The following is a 15,717-nucleotide window of genomic DNA, read 5'->3' on the forward strand; positions in this document are numbered from 1 at the left end:
CGGGGGCGGCGTGCGGCGGCCGCCCCCGCTTCGCCATCAGTAGCGGTAACGCACGTCCAGCGTGCCGGTGTGCTGGCGGTTGCCGTCGCCGAACTGGCCGCCGTAGCTCACGCCCACCGTGGTGCGCTTGCTCACGGCCATGTTCACGCCCAGCTCGACCAGGGCCGCGTCGCGCGCCACCGGCACGCCGTTGGCCGTGAACGAGGCGCCGCCCTGCACGAAGGACAGGGTGCTGGCCGGGTTCACGTCGCCGTAGGCATGGCGCCAGCCCAGCGTGCCATGCACCTGGCCGCGCGCGCCCGCGCTTTCGAAGGCGCTGCGCGCGTGCAGGCCGAGCGTGGTGGTGGCCACGTTGTTGCGGTTGCTGTCGCCGCGCAGGGCGGCGTCGCCGCCGGACTCGGTGAAGGCGCGGGTGCGCAGGCTGCTGTAGCCGGCGCCGACGAAGGGCTCCAGCGTGACGCGCTCGGTGACCGGGATGGCGTAGCCCAGCTCGGTGAAGACCTGGGCGGTGTTGCCGTGGTAGCTGGCTTCCAGCGTCTGCGGCAGGCCGGCGGCGTCGGTGTTGCGACGGGTCGACATGTCGTGCCAGGTGTAGGCCGTGCCCAGGCTGAAGTTGAGCTTGGCCGAGCCGACGTCGAAGGCCTTGCCGCCGTAGATCGTCAGGCTGTAGCTGTCGGCCTTGGCGCTGGCGCCGCGGTCGCCGGTGCTGCTGCGGCTGTTGGTGTAGCCCAGCGCGCCGCCCAGGCGCCAGCCGCCGCCGATGGCATGGTCGCCGCCGATGGTGATGCCGCTGTCGGTTTGCGTGGTCTTGGCGGCGTTGCCGTCGCCGCGCATGGTGCCCCAGTTGCCGAAGACCTGCGCCCACAGAGGCTGCGCGGCGGCTTGCGGCAGCGCGGCGGCGTCGCCCAGGCCGAGCTGGGCGGTGGGCACGCCGGGCAGCAGGCCCGCGTTCAGATTGGCGCGCAGGCGCGTCATCGGCAGCTGCACGAAGGTGTTGGCGGCGCCTTGCAGCATGGTGGACGAGGTCGAGTGGGTTTCGCCGCTCAGGCCGTCGAAGGCGCCGGCCGGCGCGCCGTTCGGCAGGTTCAGCACGCGGCGGTACAGCGGGCTGTCCTTGGGCAGGCTTTGCAGCGCGCGGGCGACGGCGCGCTGGTTGCCGGTGCCCGCGGCGTCGGCGAACTCGATCGGGCGGTTGCCGCCGTTGTCGCCGGGCACTTCCTTGGTCTTGACCACCAGGTCCACGCGCTGGCCTTCATAGGCCAGCGTGGGGGTGAGGAAGGCCAGGTTGCTGGACACGGTGTCGAAGCGGCCTTGCACGCCGCCGCCGGCGGTCAGGATGGTGTAGGTGGTGGACGGGGCGTAGTTGCCGTTGGCGCCCACGTGCAGCACGGATCCGGCCAGCGTGGCCTGGCCGGCCGCGTCCACGCGGCTGTGCTGGCCGTCGGCGGAGGCCGCGACGCGGTAGGACGAGCCCGGCGCGAAGATGAGATCGCCCCGCAGCGTCATCGTGCCCATGGGCGTGGCGGCGTTGCCGGGCGCCAGCGTGGCGCCGGAGGCGACGATCACGTTGTTGAGCGTGCCGGTGCCGGACAGCGTGGTGCCGCTGGCCGCCAGCAGCTTGCCGCCGAGCTTGCCGTCCACCTGCAGCGTGCCCGCGACGACGCTGGCCGCGCCGGTGTAGGCGCTGCTGTCGCCCGACAGGGTCAGGGTGCCCGCGCCGAGCTTGCGGGTCGCGCCCGAGCCGGACAGCGAGCCGGCATAGGCGACGTCGTCCGAGCGGTTGAAGATCAGGGTGCCGTTGTTGGCGACGTTGCCGGCCAGCCCGCCGGTGGTGCCGCCGTCGCCGATCTGCAGCGTGCCGGCGTCGATGCTGGCGTTGCCGCTGTAGCTGTTGTTGCCGGTCAGGGTCAGCGTGCCCGTGCCTTGCTGGCGCAGCTGGCCCGCGCCGGACAGCGCGCCGCCATAGACCAGGTTGTCGCTGCGCTTGAAGGCCAGCGTGGCGCCGGCCTGGATGTCGGCATCGCCGGCGATGACGCCGGCCGTGCCGCCGTCGCCGACTTGCAGCGTGCCGCCGGCGACGCGGGTGGCGCCGGTGTAGCCGTTGTTCCCGTTCAGCACCAGGGTGCCCGCGCCCAGCTTGTTCAGGCCGCCCGAGCCCGCCAGCGCCTGCGTGACGGTATAGGTGTTGCCCGCGTCGGCGATGTCGAAGCCGCCGCCGGCCGCGCCCCAGGTGATGTTGCGGGCGGAGCCCTGCATGGCCGTGCCGGTCACGCGCAGCGTGCCGCCCTGGAAGTCCAGGCCGTTGGCGGCGGCGCCCAGGTTCGCGTCGGATGAGACCGACAGGGTGCCTGCGCTCAGGCGCGTGGCCTGGGTGTAGGTGTTGGCGCCATTGAGCACCAGCGTGCCGGCGCCGGTCTTGTTCAGGCCGTTGCCGCTCAGCACGTTGTCGATGATCGTGGTCCAGCCGGCGGAGGTCGCGCCGCCGTCGCCGACGCGGATTTCGCTCAGCTGGCCCGCGCCGGGCGCGACCAGTTCCAGCGCGTCGCCGTTCAGGTGGTAGCCATCGCCGGCGAACTGCATGCCCTGGGCCTGCACCGCGCCGGCCGTGTTGTCGATGGTGACGGTGCCGGCGGCGCCGCCGAAGATCGAGAAGGCGTCGGCGGGATAGCGCAGGCCGGTCACGCTGCCGTTGGCGTTGGTCCAAGTCGGCGCGGTGGCCGACCAGGTGCCGGAGCCGCCGCCCATCTGGGTCGGGCTGGCCAGTCCGTTGGCGTTCCAGAACGCCAGCGGGATGCCCACGGTGTTGATCAGGTTGATCTGCTTGGCTCCGGACAGTATCTGGAGGGTCTGGCCTGCCACGGAAGTGAACAGTCCGCCATTGGCCGTCGTCAGTGTGCCGTCGTAGTCGAACAACCGGTACAGGCCGGGGCCGTAGCCGCCGCCGTTCAGGATGTCCAGGCGCACGCCGCTCAGGGTCAGGTCGCCCTTGACCGAGACGCTGTGGCCGGCGCCGGGCGTGCCGAAGTCGGCGCCGGGCGCGCCGAGGCTGAAGTGCGCGGTGCTGCCTTGCTCCAGCGTGAGGGCGCCGACGGTGAATACGCCTCCTGGCGCGCCCGGCGTCAGATGCCCGCCGGTGGCCACGGTCACATTGCCATCGACCTTGCCGAAGCCGCCGATCGTGCCGCCGCTGGCCACGTAGACGTCGCCGCTGATGCGCGCGGTGGAATAGGCCGACGTCGATCCGACCATCAGCGTGCCGCTGTTGACCATCGTCTGGTTGTCGTAGGTAGCGGCGCCGTTCAGTTCAAACAGGCCGGCGCCGGTCTTCATCAGCCCGGCGGAGCTGCCCGAGATCGTGCCGCCGAAGCTGCCGCTTTCGAGCGTCAGGAGCAAGCCGCCCAGCTTGACCTCGCCGCCGGTGCCGTACAGGGAGGACAGGGTTTGGTATTGGGCGCTGGACACGTCGAAGACGCCGCCCGTGTTGACGGTGACCTTGGCATTGGGGGCCAGGCTGCCGTTCGTGCCCAGCTTGAGCGTGCCGCCATTGATGACGACTCCGCCGGCGATGACGTTGGCGGCGTCCAGGGTCTGTGTGCCGGTGCCCGTCTTGGTCAGGGTGCCGGTGCCGGAGATGACGCCGCCGTAGGTGCGCGAGGCGTTGCCGGCCAGGGTCAGCGCGCTGCCGCCCAGCGTGACGTTGCCCGTGCCGCTCAGCCCGCCGATGCTCTGGTCGCCGGCGGCGCTCAGGTCGAAGGCGGTGTTGGCCCCCAGCCACACCGTGGCGTTGCTGGACAGGCTGCCGCCGGCGCCGATGGCCAGCGTGCCGCCGCCGACGCTGAAGGTGCCGGTTGTCGTGTTCGCGCCGGTCAGCGTCAGCGTGCCCGCGCCGTTCTTGTTCACGGTGCCTGTGCCGGACAGGACACCGCCATAGGTGCCGGCGCTGGACTGCATGAAGAATAGCTGGCCGTTGTTGTGAATGTTGCCTTGCAGGCTGCCGCTGTCGCCCAGCAAGGTGGCGTCGGTCTGGACGGTGGTGCCGCCGCTGTAGTCGTTGGCGCCCCCCAGCGTGACCTGGCCGGTGCCCGCGAGGGTCAGGCCGCCGGTGCCGGACAGCTTGCCGGACAGGACGAGCTGGTTGGCGTCGCTCGTCGTCAGGCCGCCGGCGCCCAGCACGATGTCGTTGGTCAGTGTCGAGCGGAAAACGGACGAGGCGATACGGCCGCCTTGCGCGTTGATGACACCGGTGCCGAGCACGCCGCTGTCGTCGACGGTGACGACGCCGCCCTTGAGCGTGACGTCGCCGCCCGATGTGGTCAGCGGAGCGTCCGCCAGGCGCCAGTTGCCGTCGTTGACGGTCAGCTTGCCGAAGTTGACGTAGGTCCAGCCCGAGATGTTGGTGCTGATGCCGTTTTGCGCCGGATCGTCAAGGACCAGCGTGCTGCCGGCGCCGCCGCCGTCGACCCTGCCGGGGCGGACGAAGCGCAGGCCGGACTGGCCGGCGACGAGCTGATCGCCGTTGCCGCTGGCACCCGTCACGCTGGAGTTGGGCAATGCCTTGAACACGTTGTTGCCGCCCGCGCCCATCGAGAGACTGCCCTGGATGTTGCCGGCGTTGGTGAAAGTGTTGCCTGGGGTGTTGGACCCGCTCGGCGCTTCCAGGGCGATCCGGCCGACGATCGTGCCGTAGTTGGTGACCTGCACCTGGCCGCCGCCATAGGCGGCGATGACGGGCGCGTCGAAGGCGCCCCGCGTGACGCCGGCGATGATGCCGGCGCTGATCAGGCCGTCCTTCTGGTTCGAGATGGTGGTGACGCCGAGCGGGGCGTTGCGCACCGCGATCGCCAGGCCCGCCAGATCGGGCATGGTCGCGCTGTAGAGGCCGATGGCGCCGCGGATGAGGCCGTTCGCCCGGTTGCCGATGTTCTGCCTGCTTTCGATGGCCGATGTGAAGACGATGCCGCTGGACGCAGCGGGCAAGACCGGGCCGAGCAGGAGGGCGTCGATCTTGCCGGCGTTGTCCACTGACGTATTGCGGCCCTGAACGGTCAGGGCGGTTCCGCCCGTGGCCACGAGGACGCCCAGGCTGCCGGTGGACGTCACGGTGATCGTGGTGTCGTTGCCGGTGCTGTTGTAGGTCGGCTGCATCGGGCTGGCTGTGCTGTCGCAGATGATGGCGTAGGGGACGCTGTCAGGGCGGCAGTTCTGCGCCGCCGCCATCCCGCTCCAGCCGGACAGGCCCAGCGCCAGCGCCACGGCCAGCGCATGGCGTGGCCAGCGCATCGGGGCGCACAGCCCGGCGGACGCGCGGCCGCCGCGCGCCTGCGCGGCGAATTCGGAAACGGGCTGCCAGGCACGCACAGCGTTGTTCCATACCAGCCGGTATATGTGATTCAAGGCCCGCTCCTTATTTTTTAATAATGTCCGGCCGCGCCTCCGGAATGGGACGCCGGCCATTCGCCTGCTCGGTTGACGGCAGTTCGAAAGAATTATTAAAAAATTGTAATTAGCGGATTAAGGATGATTCTGACGAATTCTTTCGTAGGATCTTCAAGCCTGGGCGGGCGTGAGCGGATTGCCGTGCGATAGACGGATGTAACAAGAAAATGCCAGGAAAATCGCCGGCAAAGGCCGCGATCGGCGGCGCCGCCAGATTCATCCCGCGCGAGCCGCGTGTTGTTGGCGGGAGACAGGCGATCATCGACAGGTCCGCGCTTCGGCGCTCGCTTCAGGGCAGCAGCGCGTCGCCATCCAGGCTGCATTCGCCCAGTTCTACCCGCTGGGGCGCGGTCTCCTTCACCAGCCGCACGAAGATCCGGGCGAACTCGCGCGCCTGTTCCGATGGCGCATAGGCGTTGGGCAGCAGGAAGCCGTAGGGCAGGGTCAGCTTGGGCTCGAAGTCGCGCAGCACGATGCCGGGCACGTTGGCGGCCAGCACGGGGTCGGCCAGCGCCACGCCCACGCCCAGCGCGGCCAGCTGGCAGGCCGACTGGCCGGACGAGGTTTCCATCACCATGTGCAGCGGCAGGCGGCGCTGCTCCATCAGGTCGTCGATGTGCTTGCGCAGCAGCGTGTAAGGGCGCAGCGCGATGAAGGGTTCGTCCTTGATGTCGTCCACCGTGACCACGGACTTGGCCGCCAGCCGGTGGTGTTCGGGCATGGCGATGACCAGCCGCACGTCGGCGAAGCTGCGCGAGCGGATGCCGGGAAAATCGATGGGCAGCGCCGCCAGTCCCAGGTCGAACTGCTGGTCGGACATCCACAGGCCGACCTCCACGCGCGAACGAACTTCCAGCGATACCTTCACGCGCGGATGCAGGCGCGAGAACTCGGCGATGGCGGCGGGCGTGACGCTGTACGCCAGATAGGGCTGCGTCAGGATGCGCAGCCAGGCATCCTGCTGGTTGCGGATGCTGCTGGCGATGCGCGACACCTCTTCGAAGCCCGCCAGGATATGGCGCGTGCCTTCATAGAAGCGCAGGCATTCGTGGGTGGGAATCAGGCCGCGGCCCTGGCGCAGGAACAGCGTGAAGCCGACTTCCGCTTCCAGCGCCGAGATCAGCCGGCTGATCTGAGGCTGGGTGCGGTGGATGCGCCGTGAGGCTTCGGTCACGCTGCCGGTCTCCATCACGGCGCGCAGGGCTTGCAGGCGGTTCATTCGCATAGGGGTTAACCCGAAATAAGGTGTGAATCAGGCGCGAACGCAAAAAAGCGCAAAGCCTTGCCCGCATTGGGCCAGGCGCCAGCGCGAGGATCATCCATTACAAAAGCGCATGAATCAATACTCCGAACGCAATTGACGCATGAATTCACACAATCTTAGGATCGCCTCAACTTTCGATGATTTCGATGAAAGAGGCGCGGCGTGAATATCCTAGAGAAAGAGGTATCCGTGGGCAGCCCCGCGGCGTTGTTTCCCGATGAACGCAACGGCATCGAACTGCTGGACTGGAGCAATATCGGCCTGGCGTTCCCCATCAAGCACAAGCGCGCGTACCTGAACAACGCGTCCATCGGCGCCCTGAGCCTGCCGGTGGTGGCCGCGGTGAACCGGTACATGGAAGACGTGCGCGACCATGGACGCAATTCCTATCCCGAATGGTGCCGCTACGCCGACGAGACCATCAAGGCCCGCATCGGCCGCCTGATCGGCGCGCACCGCGACGAGATCGCCTTCGTCAAGAACACCACCGAGGGCCTGATCAACGTCGCCAACGGCTTTCCCTGGCGCGACGGCGACAACCTGATCCTGCCCGACATCGAGTACCCGTCCAACGTGTACTGCTGGATGAAGCTGGCGGCGCGCGGCGTCACCATCCGCTGGGTCAAGAACCGCAACGGCCGCATCCTGGTGGACGACATCCGCAAGCTCATGGACGACCGCACGCGGCTGGTGTCGCTGAGCGCCGTGCAGTTCTCCAACGGTTTCCGCCACGACCTGGAGGCCACCTCCAATCTGTGCAACGAGCGCGGCGTGTACCTGAACCTGGACGCGATCCAGTGGGCCGGCGCCTTGCAGCTGAACGTGGAAAAGCTGGGCATCCACTTCCTGTCGGTCGGCGGCCACAAATGGATGCTGGCGCCGGTGGGCACCGGTTTCTTCTATTGCCGCAAGAGCGTGCTGGGCCTGCTGGACCCGCCCAACGTGGGCTATCACAGCGTTGACAGCACCGAAGACCACATGCACTACCTGCTCGAATACCGCCAGAACGCGGGCCGTTTCGAGGAGGCGCTGGCGAATTTCACCGGCATCTGGGGCCTGGACGCCGCCGTCCGCATCCAGCTGGCGCTGACGCCCAAGAGCATCGAATCGCACATTCTGGAGCTGACAGGCTATGCTGGCGCCGCGCTGCAACGCAAGGGCTGGCAAATCGTCAGCTCGCGGGCGCAGGGCGAGGCCTCGGGGAACCTGTCGTTCAAGCATGCCGGCTATGACGCGCAGGAAATCGCCGTCCGCCTGCGCAACGCCGGGGTGGACCTGGCGGTGCGCGGCGGCAATCTGCGCATCTCGCCCACGTACTACAACGACACCAGTGAAATCGACCGCCTGGTCGAAGCCTTGCCGTCCTGACGGCCGGGCCGTGTGCCGGCGGACCTATCAGAGCGAGAGGAATGTGATGACGATGTTGCATACGATGCGCCGCCTGGCGCTGGGCCTGGGCGTGAGCGCGTTGGTGGCGGTTTCCAGCGGCGCCCACGCCGCCGGCGCGCCGAAGAAGGGAGGCACGCTGCGCTACGGCACCGTGTCCGAGATCGTGTCGCTGGATCCGCACGTCTATGGCGGCAATGCCTGGAAGGTGCTGATCGAGGCGCTGTACAGCCCGCTGGTCGGCTACGACAAGACCGGCGCCGTGGTGCCGCGCCTGGCGCAAAGCTGGGAGCAGCCCGACGCCCGCAGCATCGTCTTCCATCTGCGCGCCGGCGCGAAGTTCCATGACGGCACGCCGGTCACGGCCGACGACGTGAAGTTCTCGCTCGACCGCATCCTGGATCCCGCCGCCGGCGCCACGCTGCGCTCGAACCTGCAGGGCGCCACGGTCACGGTGGTCGACGCGACCACGATCAAGGTCGAGAAGCCCTCGCCGGACGCGACCCTGCTGGCCGTGCTGGCCATGCCCGAGGCGGCCATCGTGTCGCGCAAGTGGGTGGAAAGCGGCGCCAACCTGAAGCTCAGCGCCAACGGCACCGGCCCCTTCGTGCTCAAGAGCTACGAGCCCGCCGTGCGCGCCAGCCTGGTTCGCAATCCCGCCTATTTCGTCGAAGCCCAGCCCTATCTGGACGGCGTGGACTTCCGCATGATCAAGAGCGACGATGCGCGCGTGAACGCGCTGCGCAGCCAGTCGCTGGACATGATCGACTTCGTGCCCTGGAAGGACATCGACGCGCTGCGCCGCAATGCCGGCATGAAGGTGGACATGGCCGGCGGCGCCTTCATGAGCGTCTGGTTCAACACCGCCAAGAAGCCGTTTGACGATGCGCGCGTGCGCCGCGCCGTGTCCTACGCCATCGACCGCGAGGCCGTGTCCAAGGCCGCTTTCTTCGGCCACGGCCAGCCCATCTATGGCGCGCCGACGACGGCCGATTCGCCTTACTACAACAAGGACCTGGACGGCACCTACAAGCGCGACCTGGCGCGCGCCCGCGCGCTGCTGGCCGAGGCCGGCCACCCCAACGGTGTGGACGCCAGCATGGTGGTGTTCCAGGGCCTGGGCATCTACACCACGATGGCGCAGGTGATCCAGGCCAACCTCAAGGAAGCCGGCATCAACCTGAAGCTGGAGCCGGTGGAATGGGCCACGCTGGTCGAGCGCAAGAACCGCGGCGACTATGAATCGATGATCTACGGCGTGTCGGTCAAGCTGCCGGATCCGGATGCCTACGCCTATTACCTGGGCGGCGATTCCAGCTACTGGGCCAAGCCCGTTGGCTACCGCGACGCCGAGCTGGAAAAGCTGCTGGCCGCCGGCCGCGCCCAGACCGACGTCAAGGCGCGCCAGCCGATTTACCACGAGGCTGAAAAACGCATCCTGGAAACCAGCCCCTGGCTGTTCGTGAACTGGCGCGAGCAGGCGCAGGCCTATCTGCGCAAGGTGCACGGCTACACGCAGCTGGGCGGCGCGCTGAGCGAAAGCAGCCCGGGCATTTCCCTGCCCACCATGTGGCTGGATTGAGCGGCCAGGGATGCTGCCTTTCCTGGCCCGGCGGCTGACCTCGGCCTTCATCACCCTGGCCCTGGCGACCGGGGTGGTGTTCATCGCCATCCATCTGCTGCCGGGCGATCCCGTCGCCATCATGCTGGGCGAGCAGGCCGGCAGCGATCCGCTGGCGGTCTCCAAAGTGCGCGCGCAGCTGGGGCTGGACCAGCCGCTGGGCGCGCAGTTCGCGCGCTGGATCGGCGCGCTGGCGCACGGCGACCTGGGCGTCTCGCTGCGTACCGGCGAACCGGTGGCCGACGAGCTGGCCCGGCGCATTCCGCGCAGCCTGGAACTGATCGGCGTCGGCCTGCTGGCCGCCGTGGCGCTGGGCGTGCCGCTGGGCGTGATCGCCGCGCGGGCGCGCGGCCGGCTGGCCGGCATGGCGGCCGGCATGCTGGCGGTGGCGGGATTCTCGGCGCCGGTATTCGTGCTGGGCATCCTGCTGGTGCTGGTGTTCAGCCTGGGGCTGGGCTGGCTGCCGTCCTCGGGCTTCGTCGCGTTCGCCGACGATCCGCTGCAGCATTGCCTGTCGCTGATCCTGCCGGCCATGACCATTGGCCTGAACTTCATGGGCGTGGTCGCGCGCATGACGCGCGCCAGCCTGAGCGACGTGATGGGCAAGGACTACGTGAAGCTGGCGCGCGCCAAGGGCCTGACGCGCGGCCGCGCCATCCTGCGGCACGCGCTGCCCAACGCGCTGGTGCCGGTGATCGCCATCGTCGGCATTCGCGCCGGCAACCTGCTGGGCGGCACCGTCATCATCGAGGCGCTGTTCGACTGGCCCGGCCTGAGCTCGCTGCTGGTCAGCGCGGCCTTCGCGCGCGACTACCCTGTCATCCAGGGCAGCCTGCTGGCCATCTTCGCCATCTTCATCCTGATCAGCCTGGCCATCGACCTGGCCCAGGGGCTGGTCGATCCCCGCATCCGCAGGCCGCCGGCATGAGCGCCCGTCCCGTTTCTGCTGACACCGCTGTGCGCCGTCCGCCGCGTTTTTTGTCCGCCGCGCTGCCGGCCTGGCTGGCGGCGGCCTTCCTGCTGCTGGTGGCGCTGGCCGCCGCCTTCGGTCCCATGCTGGGCCTGCAGGATCCGTACCAGATCGATGCGGCCAATCTGCTGTCCTCGCCCACCTGGAAACATTGGCTGGGCACCGACGAGCTGGGCCGCGACCTGCTGTCGCGCGCCGTGCATGGCGCGCGCGTGTCGCTGACGGTGGCTGCCGCCGCCGTGGCGCTGGCCGGCGTGCTGGGCGTGGCCATCGGCGTGGGCGTGGCCTTCCTGGGCCGCCGCGCCGGGGCCGCCGCCATCCGCGTGGTGGACGTGTTCGTGTCGCTGCCCGAGATCTTCGTCGCGCTGGTGGTGCTGGCCTTCATCGGCGGCAACCTGCCGACCCTGGTCGCCACCATCGGCATCCTGTACGCGCCGCAGTTCGCGCGCGTGGCCTGGGGCGTGGCGCGCGGCATCCGCGAGCGCGAGCATGTGCAGGCGGCGCGCTCGCTGGGCGCGGGGCCGGGCTGGATCATCTGGCACGAGGTGCTGCCCAACATGCGCTCCATCATCGCGGTGCAGGCCTCGTTCACGTTTTCCTTCGCCATGCTGCTGGAGGCCGGGCTGAGCTTCCTGGGCCTGGGCGTGCGCCCGCCGGTGCCATCCTGGGGCCAGATGGTGGGCTCGCTGAAGGACTATCTCTACACCAATCCCTGGCCCGTGCTGGTGCCGGCGCTGGCGCTGTTCTTCACGGTGCTGGCCGTCAACGTGCTGGGCGACTGGCTGCAGGACGCGCTCAATCCGGAGCTGCGGCGATGAGCCACGACGCCGACAAGCTGCTGACCGTGCGCAACCTGGCCGTCAGTTTCGATGGCCGCGACGGTCCCGTGCACGCGGTGCGGGGCGTGGACCTGAGCGTGCGGCGCGGCGAGGTCGTGTGCCTGGTCGGCGAGTCCGGCTCGGGCAAATCGGTCACCGGCTTTTCGCTGATGGGACTGATCGATCCTCCCGGCCGCGTCAGCGCCGACGAACTGCGCTTCGATGGCCGCGACCTGCTGCGCGCCACGGAGAGCGAGCGTGACGCGTTGCGGGGCAGGGACATCGCCATGGTGTTCCAGGAGCCGATGACGGCGCTCAACCCCGGGCGCACGGTGGGCGCGCAGATCGCCGAGGTCTTCCTGATCCACGAGCGCATCGGCCGCCGCCAGGCCTGGGACCGCGCGGTGGAACTGATGGAACGCGTCGGCATCCGCGAGCCGGCGCAGCGCGCCCGAGCCTATCCGCATGAGTTGTCCGGCGGCATGCGCCAGCGGGTGATGATCGCCATCGCCTGCGCGCTGACGCCCAGGCTCATCATCGCCGACGAACCCACCACCGCGCTGGACGTGACCGTGCAGGCGCAGGTGCTGGAATTGTTGTTCACCCTGCAGGCGCAGAGCGGCGCGGCGGTGTTGTTCATCACGCACGACCTGGGCGTGGTGGCCGAGATCGCCGACCGCGTGGTGGTGATGCAGGCGGGCCGGATCGTGGAGGAGGGCGCGGTCGGGCAAATCTTCGCGCAGCCGCGCGACCCCTATACGCAGGCCCTGCTCGCGGCCGTGCCCGATGTGGATGCGCCGCGCGATCCGGCGCGGCGGCTGGGACGCGGGACAGGCGCGGAGGCTGCCCGATGAGCGACGCCATCCTGCGCGCGGACGCGATATCCAAGGAATTCGTGCTGGCCCGCAACCTGCTGGGCCGGCCGACGCGCGTGCTGCAGGCCGTGCGCGGCGTCAACCTGTCGATCGAACGCGGCGCCACCTTGGCGCTGGTCGGCGAATCGGGCTCGGGCAAGAGCACGCTGGGCCGCTGCATCGCCGGCCTGCTGCGACCCACCTCCGGCAGCGTCGAGCTGGCCGGCCATGACGTGCAGCGCCTGTCCGGCGTCGCGCTGCTGGCGTTCCGCCGCCAGGTGCAGACCATCTTCCAGGATCCCTATTCCAGCCTGAACCCGCGCCGCACGGTAGGCGACGCCATCATGGACGGCATGGTCATCCACAAGTTGTGCGGCGCCGAGGAACGCCAGGCGCGCATGCTGGCGCTGCTGTCGCGGGTCGGCCTGCAGCCGGACCACGCGCGGCGCTATCCGCACCAGTTTTCCGGCGGTCAGCGCCAGCGCATCGCCATCGCGCGCGCGCTGGCGCTGGAGCCGCGCTTCATCGTGGCCGACGAGGCCGTGTCGGCGCTGGACGTGTCGGTCAAGGCCCAGGTGCTGGACCTGCTGGCCGACCTGCAGGCCGAGCATGGCCTGACCTATCTGTTCATTTCGCATGACCTGGGCGTGGTGCGGCATTTCGCCGACCGGGTGGCCGTCATGGCCGCCGGCGAAATCGTCGAGGAAGGCGACTGCGACCAGATCTTCGAGAGCCCCGCGCAGGCCTATACGCGGCAGCTGATCGCCGCCGTGCCCCGGCCGGACCCGGCGCGCAGGCGCCTGCGGCGGGGCTGACGCGCGCGCGCTGGCGCCGTCTTCCCGGCAGGCAGTGGGCTGGGGGGGGGCTAGAAAGGGGGATCAAAAAAAGGGGGGGGGTCGGCGGCGCGGGCTTAAGTTCTGGTTCCGGCCTGCCGTTAGCAGGCGAGAGGCCTCCGGAGGCGGCAGCGGGCAACCCTGGCCCCCTGGCTTGCCGGAATTGTCGACATGACTACGATTTCCTCGAGCTCCCTGCCCATGGTCATCGCGCCCCAGACGCCGTCGCCGGCGCTGTCGCGCGTGAGAATGGCCAACCAGCCGGTCGATCCGCCGCAGCCGTCCACCACGGTGACGCTGGGCGGCAAGCAGGAGCCGCTGACCTATACCCGCGACAGCATCGCGGAGATGGCCCCGTCCGGCGCCATCTGGCAGCGCGAAGCCAACGACGCGATCTCCGCGGCGATGGCGACCAATGCCCGCAATTCGGTCAGCAGCCGTTTCAACGGGCTGGCCGACGCCGTGCTGAGCCGCTTCCGCACGGAAGGCGGCAGCTACTCGCAATCCCTGATCCTGCCGTCCGCCGCGACCGAAGGCGTGTCGGCGTCCGCCCTGAGCAGCCAGCTGCGCGGCGCGCCGGGCACTGGCGTGTCGCTGCGCATCATGACCGCCAGCGGCACGCAGGTCGACGTGAAGCTGGGCGCCAGCGCCGACGGCATCGCCGTGGACATCGGCGTCAGCGAGGGCGAGCTGTCGGAAGACGAGCGCCAGGCCATCGCCGGCCTGGCCAAGTCCTTCCAGGACGCGGTCGACGGCCTGGGCTCGGTCCCGCCGCGCCTGGCCGTCGCCGGCCTGGCCAAGTTCGATACCAAGCTGCTGGCCTCGGTGTCGCTGGAGACCTCCATCGCCACCCGCGATTCGGGCATGGCCTCGATCAGCTTCCAGGCCGACGCCGCGCAGCGTTCCTTGACGATCAAGAACGCCACCGGCGTGGTCACGGTGAACGTGGACGCCAGCCAGCCCACGGTGATCGGCAGCGCGCAGCAGCGCGACGCCGCGGTCGCCAGCTATCTGCAGAAATTCGACGCCGCCCGCAGCCGCGGCGAGGGCGACCAGACCCTGATGTCCTTCTTCAAGGAAGCGTTCTCGGCCCTGCATCAGAGCTACGAGACGGCCGCGCCGTCGCCGCTGAGCCTCATCGGCAAGAGCAAGGACGCGGTGCCCCTGGCGCATCGCGGCGCGCTGTCGGGCATGGCGGACTTCTCGGCCTCGATCACGCAGGGCCCGGTGGCGAGCAATCCCTACCGGACGGGCGAGCAGGACAGTTTCTCCTTCCTGGCCACGCAACGCACCAGCATCAGCGGTGTGCATGGCCTGGGCGTGAATGTGTCGCAGGAAAGCGAGACCAACCTGGTCGCCAGCTTCCACAAGCCGCTGCCGGGCGTGAAGGATCTGAACCTGACGCTGGATCCGGAGACGCAGAATTACCGGTATTTCCTGATCGAGGATGTGGAGAACAGCAAGACCGACCTGGCCTATGACCGCCTGGGCAACCTGAGCCAGGCCAACCGCACGGAATCCAGCGTCCTGTCCACCCGCGTCAAGACCTACGTGAAGGGCAAGCTGGTCAGCGACGACACGCTGCCCACGGTGACGTCGCAGACGAAGAGCCTGATGTCGGAACTGCTCGCCGCGCAGAGCGAGGCGCAGCGCAAGGGCCAGGCGGACTCGTCCAAGGGGACGAAGGACGCCAAGGCGGCGTAATCAGGAAGGGGTGCAAGGCCCTTTCCGCAGGCCGGCCGGTCTCACCCGCCGGCCTGCCCCGCATTCATGGCATACCGCTCCGCCACATCCACCGCCTTGCGCGAGCTGGTTGACGGCGAGCCTTCGCGCGTCCACAGGAACGGATAGAAGCTGAAGCCCTGGTCCCCCGCCAGGGCCTGCGTATCGGCCTGCCAGCCGGGCCAGCGCAGCCCTTCGTAGAACTCCTCCAGTCCGCCGCCCAGCGCCCAGCGCAGGAAGTCGGTATAGCTCAGTTCCAGCGGTTCCCATTCCAGGGTGTCGGGCGCCCAGTAGTACAGGGCGCCCGCGTCCGCGCCCAGGCCGCCGCCATTGATGGCGAAGAAGCCGCCGACGGCATCGTCGGCGATCAGCAGGAAGCCGTTCGAGCGGCCTGAGTTCCAAGCGGCGATGTCGCGCGTGAGCCGGGGGTGTCCCGATCCCAGCACGCGCAGCCAGCCGCCATCGATGAGCAGGCCGCCGGTGCCGTGGGCGACCGCGCCCATGGGCGAGCGGGTGGTGACCTGCAGGCGGTGCAGCACGTCGCCGCAACGTTCGGACGGCGGTAGCACCTCGCAGGCTGTTTTCGCCCCGGCGGCCCAGGACTGCACCAGCGGCAGGGCGGATTCTTCGTGGTTGATCAGTTCGTGCAGGGGTTTCATCGATGGACGCGGGCTTGCCGTGTGGGCGCGGTGGCTTGCGGGGCAGGGGCGCAAGACCGGCGGGGGGGGGGGGGTTGGGGGCGCGGGCGGGGAGCGGGGCCCCGGCGCGCGTGCGCGTCACGAACCAGTACAGGCCCAGCGCGGCGGCCACGCC

10 protein-coding genes are annotated in these 15,717 nt (G+C 69.3%); 7 read left to right on the forward strand and 3 right to left on the reverse strand.

Going from position 1 to position 15,717, the window contains the following annotated elements; genetic code table 11:
* Positions 1–36: 36 nt before the first annotated feature.
* Together KDH83_RS11210 and KDH83_RS11215 are read right to left on the reverse strand one after the other, a co-directional pair.
* A complete protein-coding gene (locus KDH83_RS11210; protein ID WP_212315523.1) occupies positions 37–5,394 on the reverse strand; it encodes an autotransporter domain-containing protein in 5,358 nt (1,785 codons plus the stop codon).
* A 331-nt stretch (positions 5,395–5,725) separates the two neighbouring features.
* A complete protein-coding gene (locus tag KDH83_RS11215; protein ID WP_212315526.1) occupies positions 5,726–6,661 on the reverse strand; it encodes a LysR family transcriptional regulator in 936 nt (311 codons plus the stop codon).
* 201 nt (positions 6,662–6,862) lie between these two features.
* On the opposite strand from KDH83_RS11215, the gene KDH83_RS11220 reads away from it, so the two are divergent.
* The 7 genes from KDH83_RS11220 to KDH83_RS11250 all read left to right on the forward strand — a co-directional run bounded on the left by KDH83_RS11220 (position 6,863) and on the right by KDH83_RS11250 (position 14,886).
* Positions 6,863–8,068 (forward strand): aminotransferase class V-fold PLP-dependent enzyme, encoded by a 1,206-nt coding sequence (locus KDH83_RS11220; RefSeq protein WP_212315528.1) that lies wholly within the window; start codon positions 6,863–6,865, stop codon positions 8,066–8,068.
* 46 nt (positions 8,069–8,114) lie between these two features.
* Entirely contained in the window at positions 8,115–9,668 is a 1,554-nt protein-coding gene (locus KDH83_RS11225; protein WP_212315530.1) for an ABC transporter substrate-binding protein, read from the forward strand.
* A 10-nt stretch (positions 9,669–9,678) separates the two neighbouring features.
* On the forward strand, positions 9,679–10,635 hold the full coding sequence (locus KDH83_RS11230) for an ABC transporter permease (RefSeq protein WP_212315532.1): 957 nt from the start codon (positions 9,679–9,681) through the stop codon (positions 10,633–10,635).
* Positions 10,632–11,495: an ABC transporter permease gene (locus KDH83_RS11235; protein ID WP_249205024.1), complete on the forward strand. Its 864-nt coding sequence runs from the start codon at positions 10,632–10,634 to the stop codon at positions 11,493–11,495. The genes KDH83_RS11230 and KDH83_RS11235 overlap by 4 nt, the downstream gene beginning before the upstream one ends.
* A complete protein-coding gene (locus KDH83_RS11240; protein ID WP_212315534.1) occupies positions 11,492–12,349 on the forward strand; it encodes an ABC transporter ATP-binding protein in 858 nt (285 codons plus the stop codon). Before KDH83_RS11235 ends, KDH83_RS11240 begins: the two co-directional genes overlap by 4 nt.
* Positions 12,346–13,164: an ATP-binding cassette domain-containing protein gene (locus tag KDH83_RS11245; protein ID WP_212315536.1), complete on the forward strand. Its 819-nt coding sequence runs from the start codon at positions 12,346–12,348 to the stop codon at positions 13,162–13,164. Before KDH83_RS11240 ends, KDH83_RS11245 begins: the two co-directional genes overlap by 4 nt.
* A gap of 189 nt (positions 13,165–13,353) precedes the next feature.
* Entirely contained in the window at positions 13,354–14,886 is a 1,533-nt protein-coding gene (locus KDH83_RS11250; RefSeq protein ID WP_212315538.1) for a hypothetical protein, read from the forward strand.
* A gap of 41 nt (positions 14,887–14,927) precedes the next feature.
* Here KDH83_RS11250 and KDH83_RS11255 read toward each other — a convergent pair whose 3' ends face one another.
* Positions 14,928–15,563: a DUF2625 domain-containing protein gene (locus KDH83_RS11255; protein ID WP_212315541.1), complete on the reverse strand. Its 636-nt coding sequence runs from the start codon at positions 15,561–15,563 to the stop codon at positions 14,928–14,930.
* Positions 15,564–15,717: the final 154 nt, after the last annotated feature.

The organism is Achromobacter sp. Marseille-Q0513 (assembly GCF_018195695.1).
Lineage (GTDB): Bacteria > Pseudomonadota > Gammaproteobacteria > Burkholderiales > Burkholderiaceae_B > Achromobacter.

Coding starts and splice junctions, on each gene's coding strand:
- KDH83_RS11215 (WP_212315526.1), bottom strand. CDS start 6,661: ATGCGAATGAACCGCCTGCAAGCCCTGCGCGCCGTGATGGAGACCGGC.
- KDH83_RS11225 (WP_212315530.1), top strand. CDS start 8,115: ATGACGATGTTGCATACGATGCGCCGCCTGGCGCTGGGCCTGGGCGTG.
- KDH83_RS11230 (WP_212315532.1), top strand. CDS start 9,679: ATGCTGCCTTTCCTGGCCCGGCGGCTGACCTCGGCCTTCATCACCCTG.
- KDH83_RS11235 (WP_249205024.1), top strand. CDS start 10,632: ATGAGCGCCCGTCCCGTTTCTGCTGACACCGCTGTGCGCCGTCCGCCG.
- KDH83_RS11240 (WP_212315534.1), top strand. CDS start 11,492: ATGAGCCACGACGCCGACAAGCTGCTGACCGTGCGCAACCTGGCCGTC.
- KDH83_RS11245 (WP_212315536.1), top strand. CDS start 12,346: ATGAGCGACGCCATCCTGCGCGCGGACGCGATATCCAAGGAATTCGTG.
- KDH83_RS11250 (WP_212315538.1), top strand. CDS start 13,354: ATGACTACGATTTCCTCGAGCTCCCTGCCCATGGTCATCGCGCCCCAG.
- KDH83_RS11255 (WP_212315541.1), bottom strand. CDS start 15,563: ATGAAACCCCTGCACGAACTGATCAACCACGAAGAATCCGCCCTGCCG.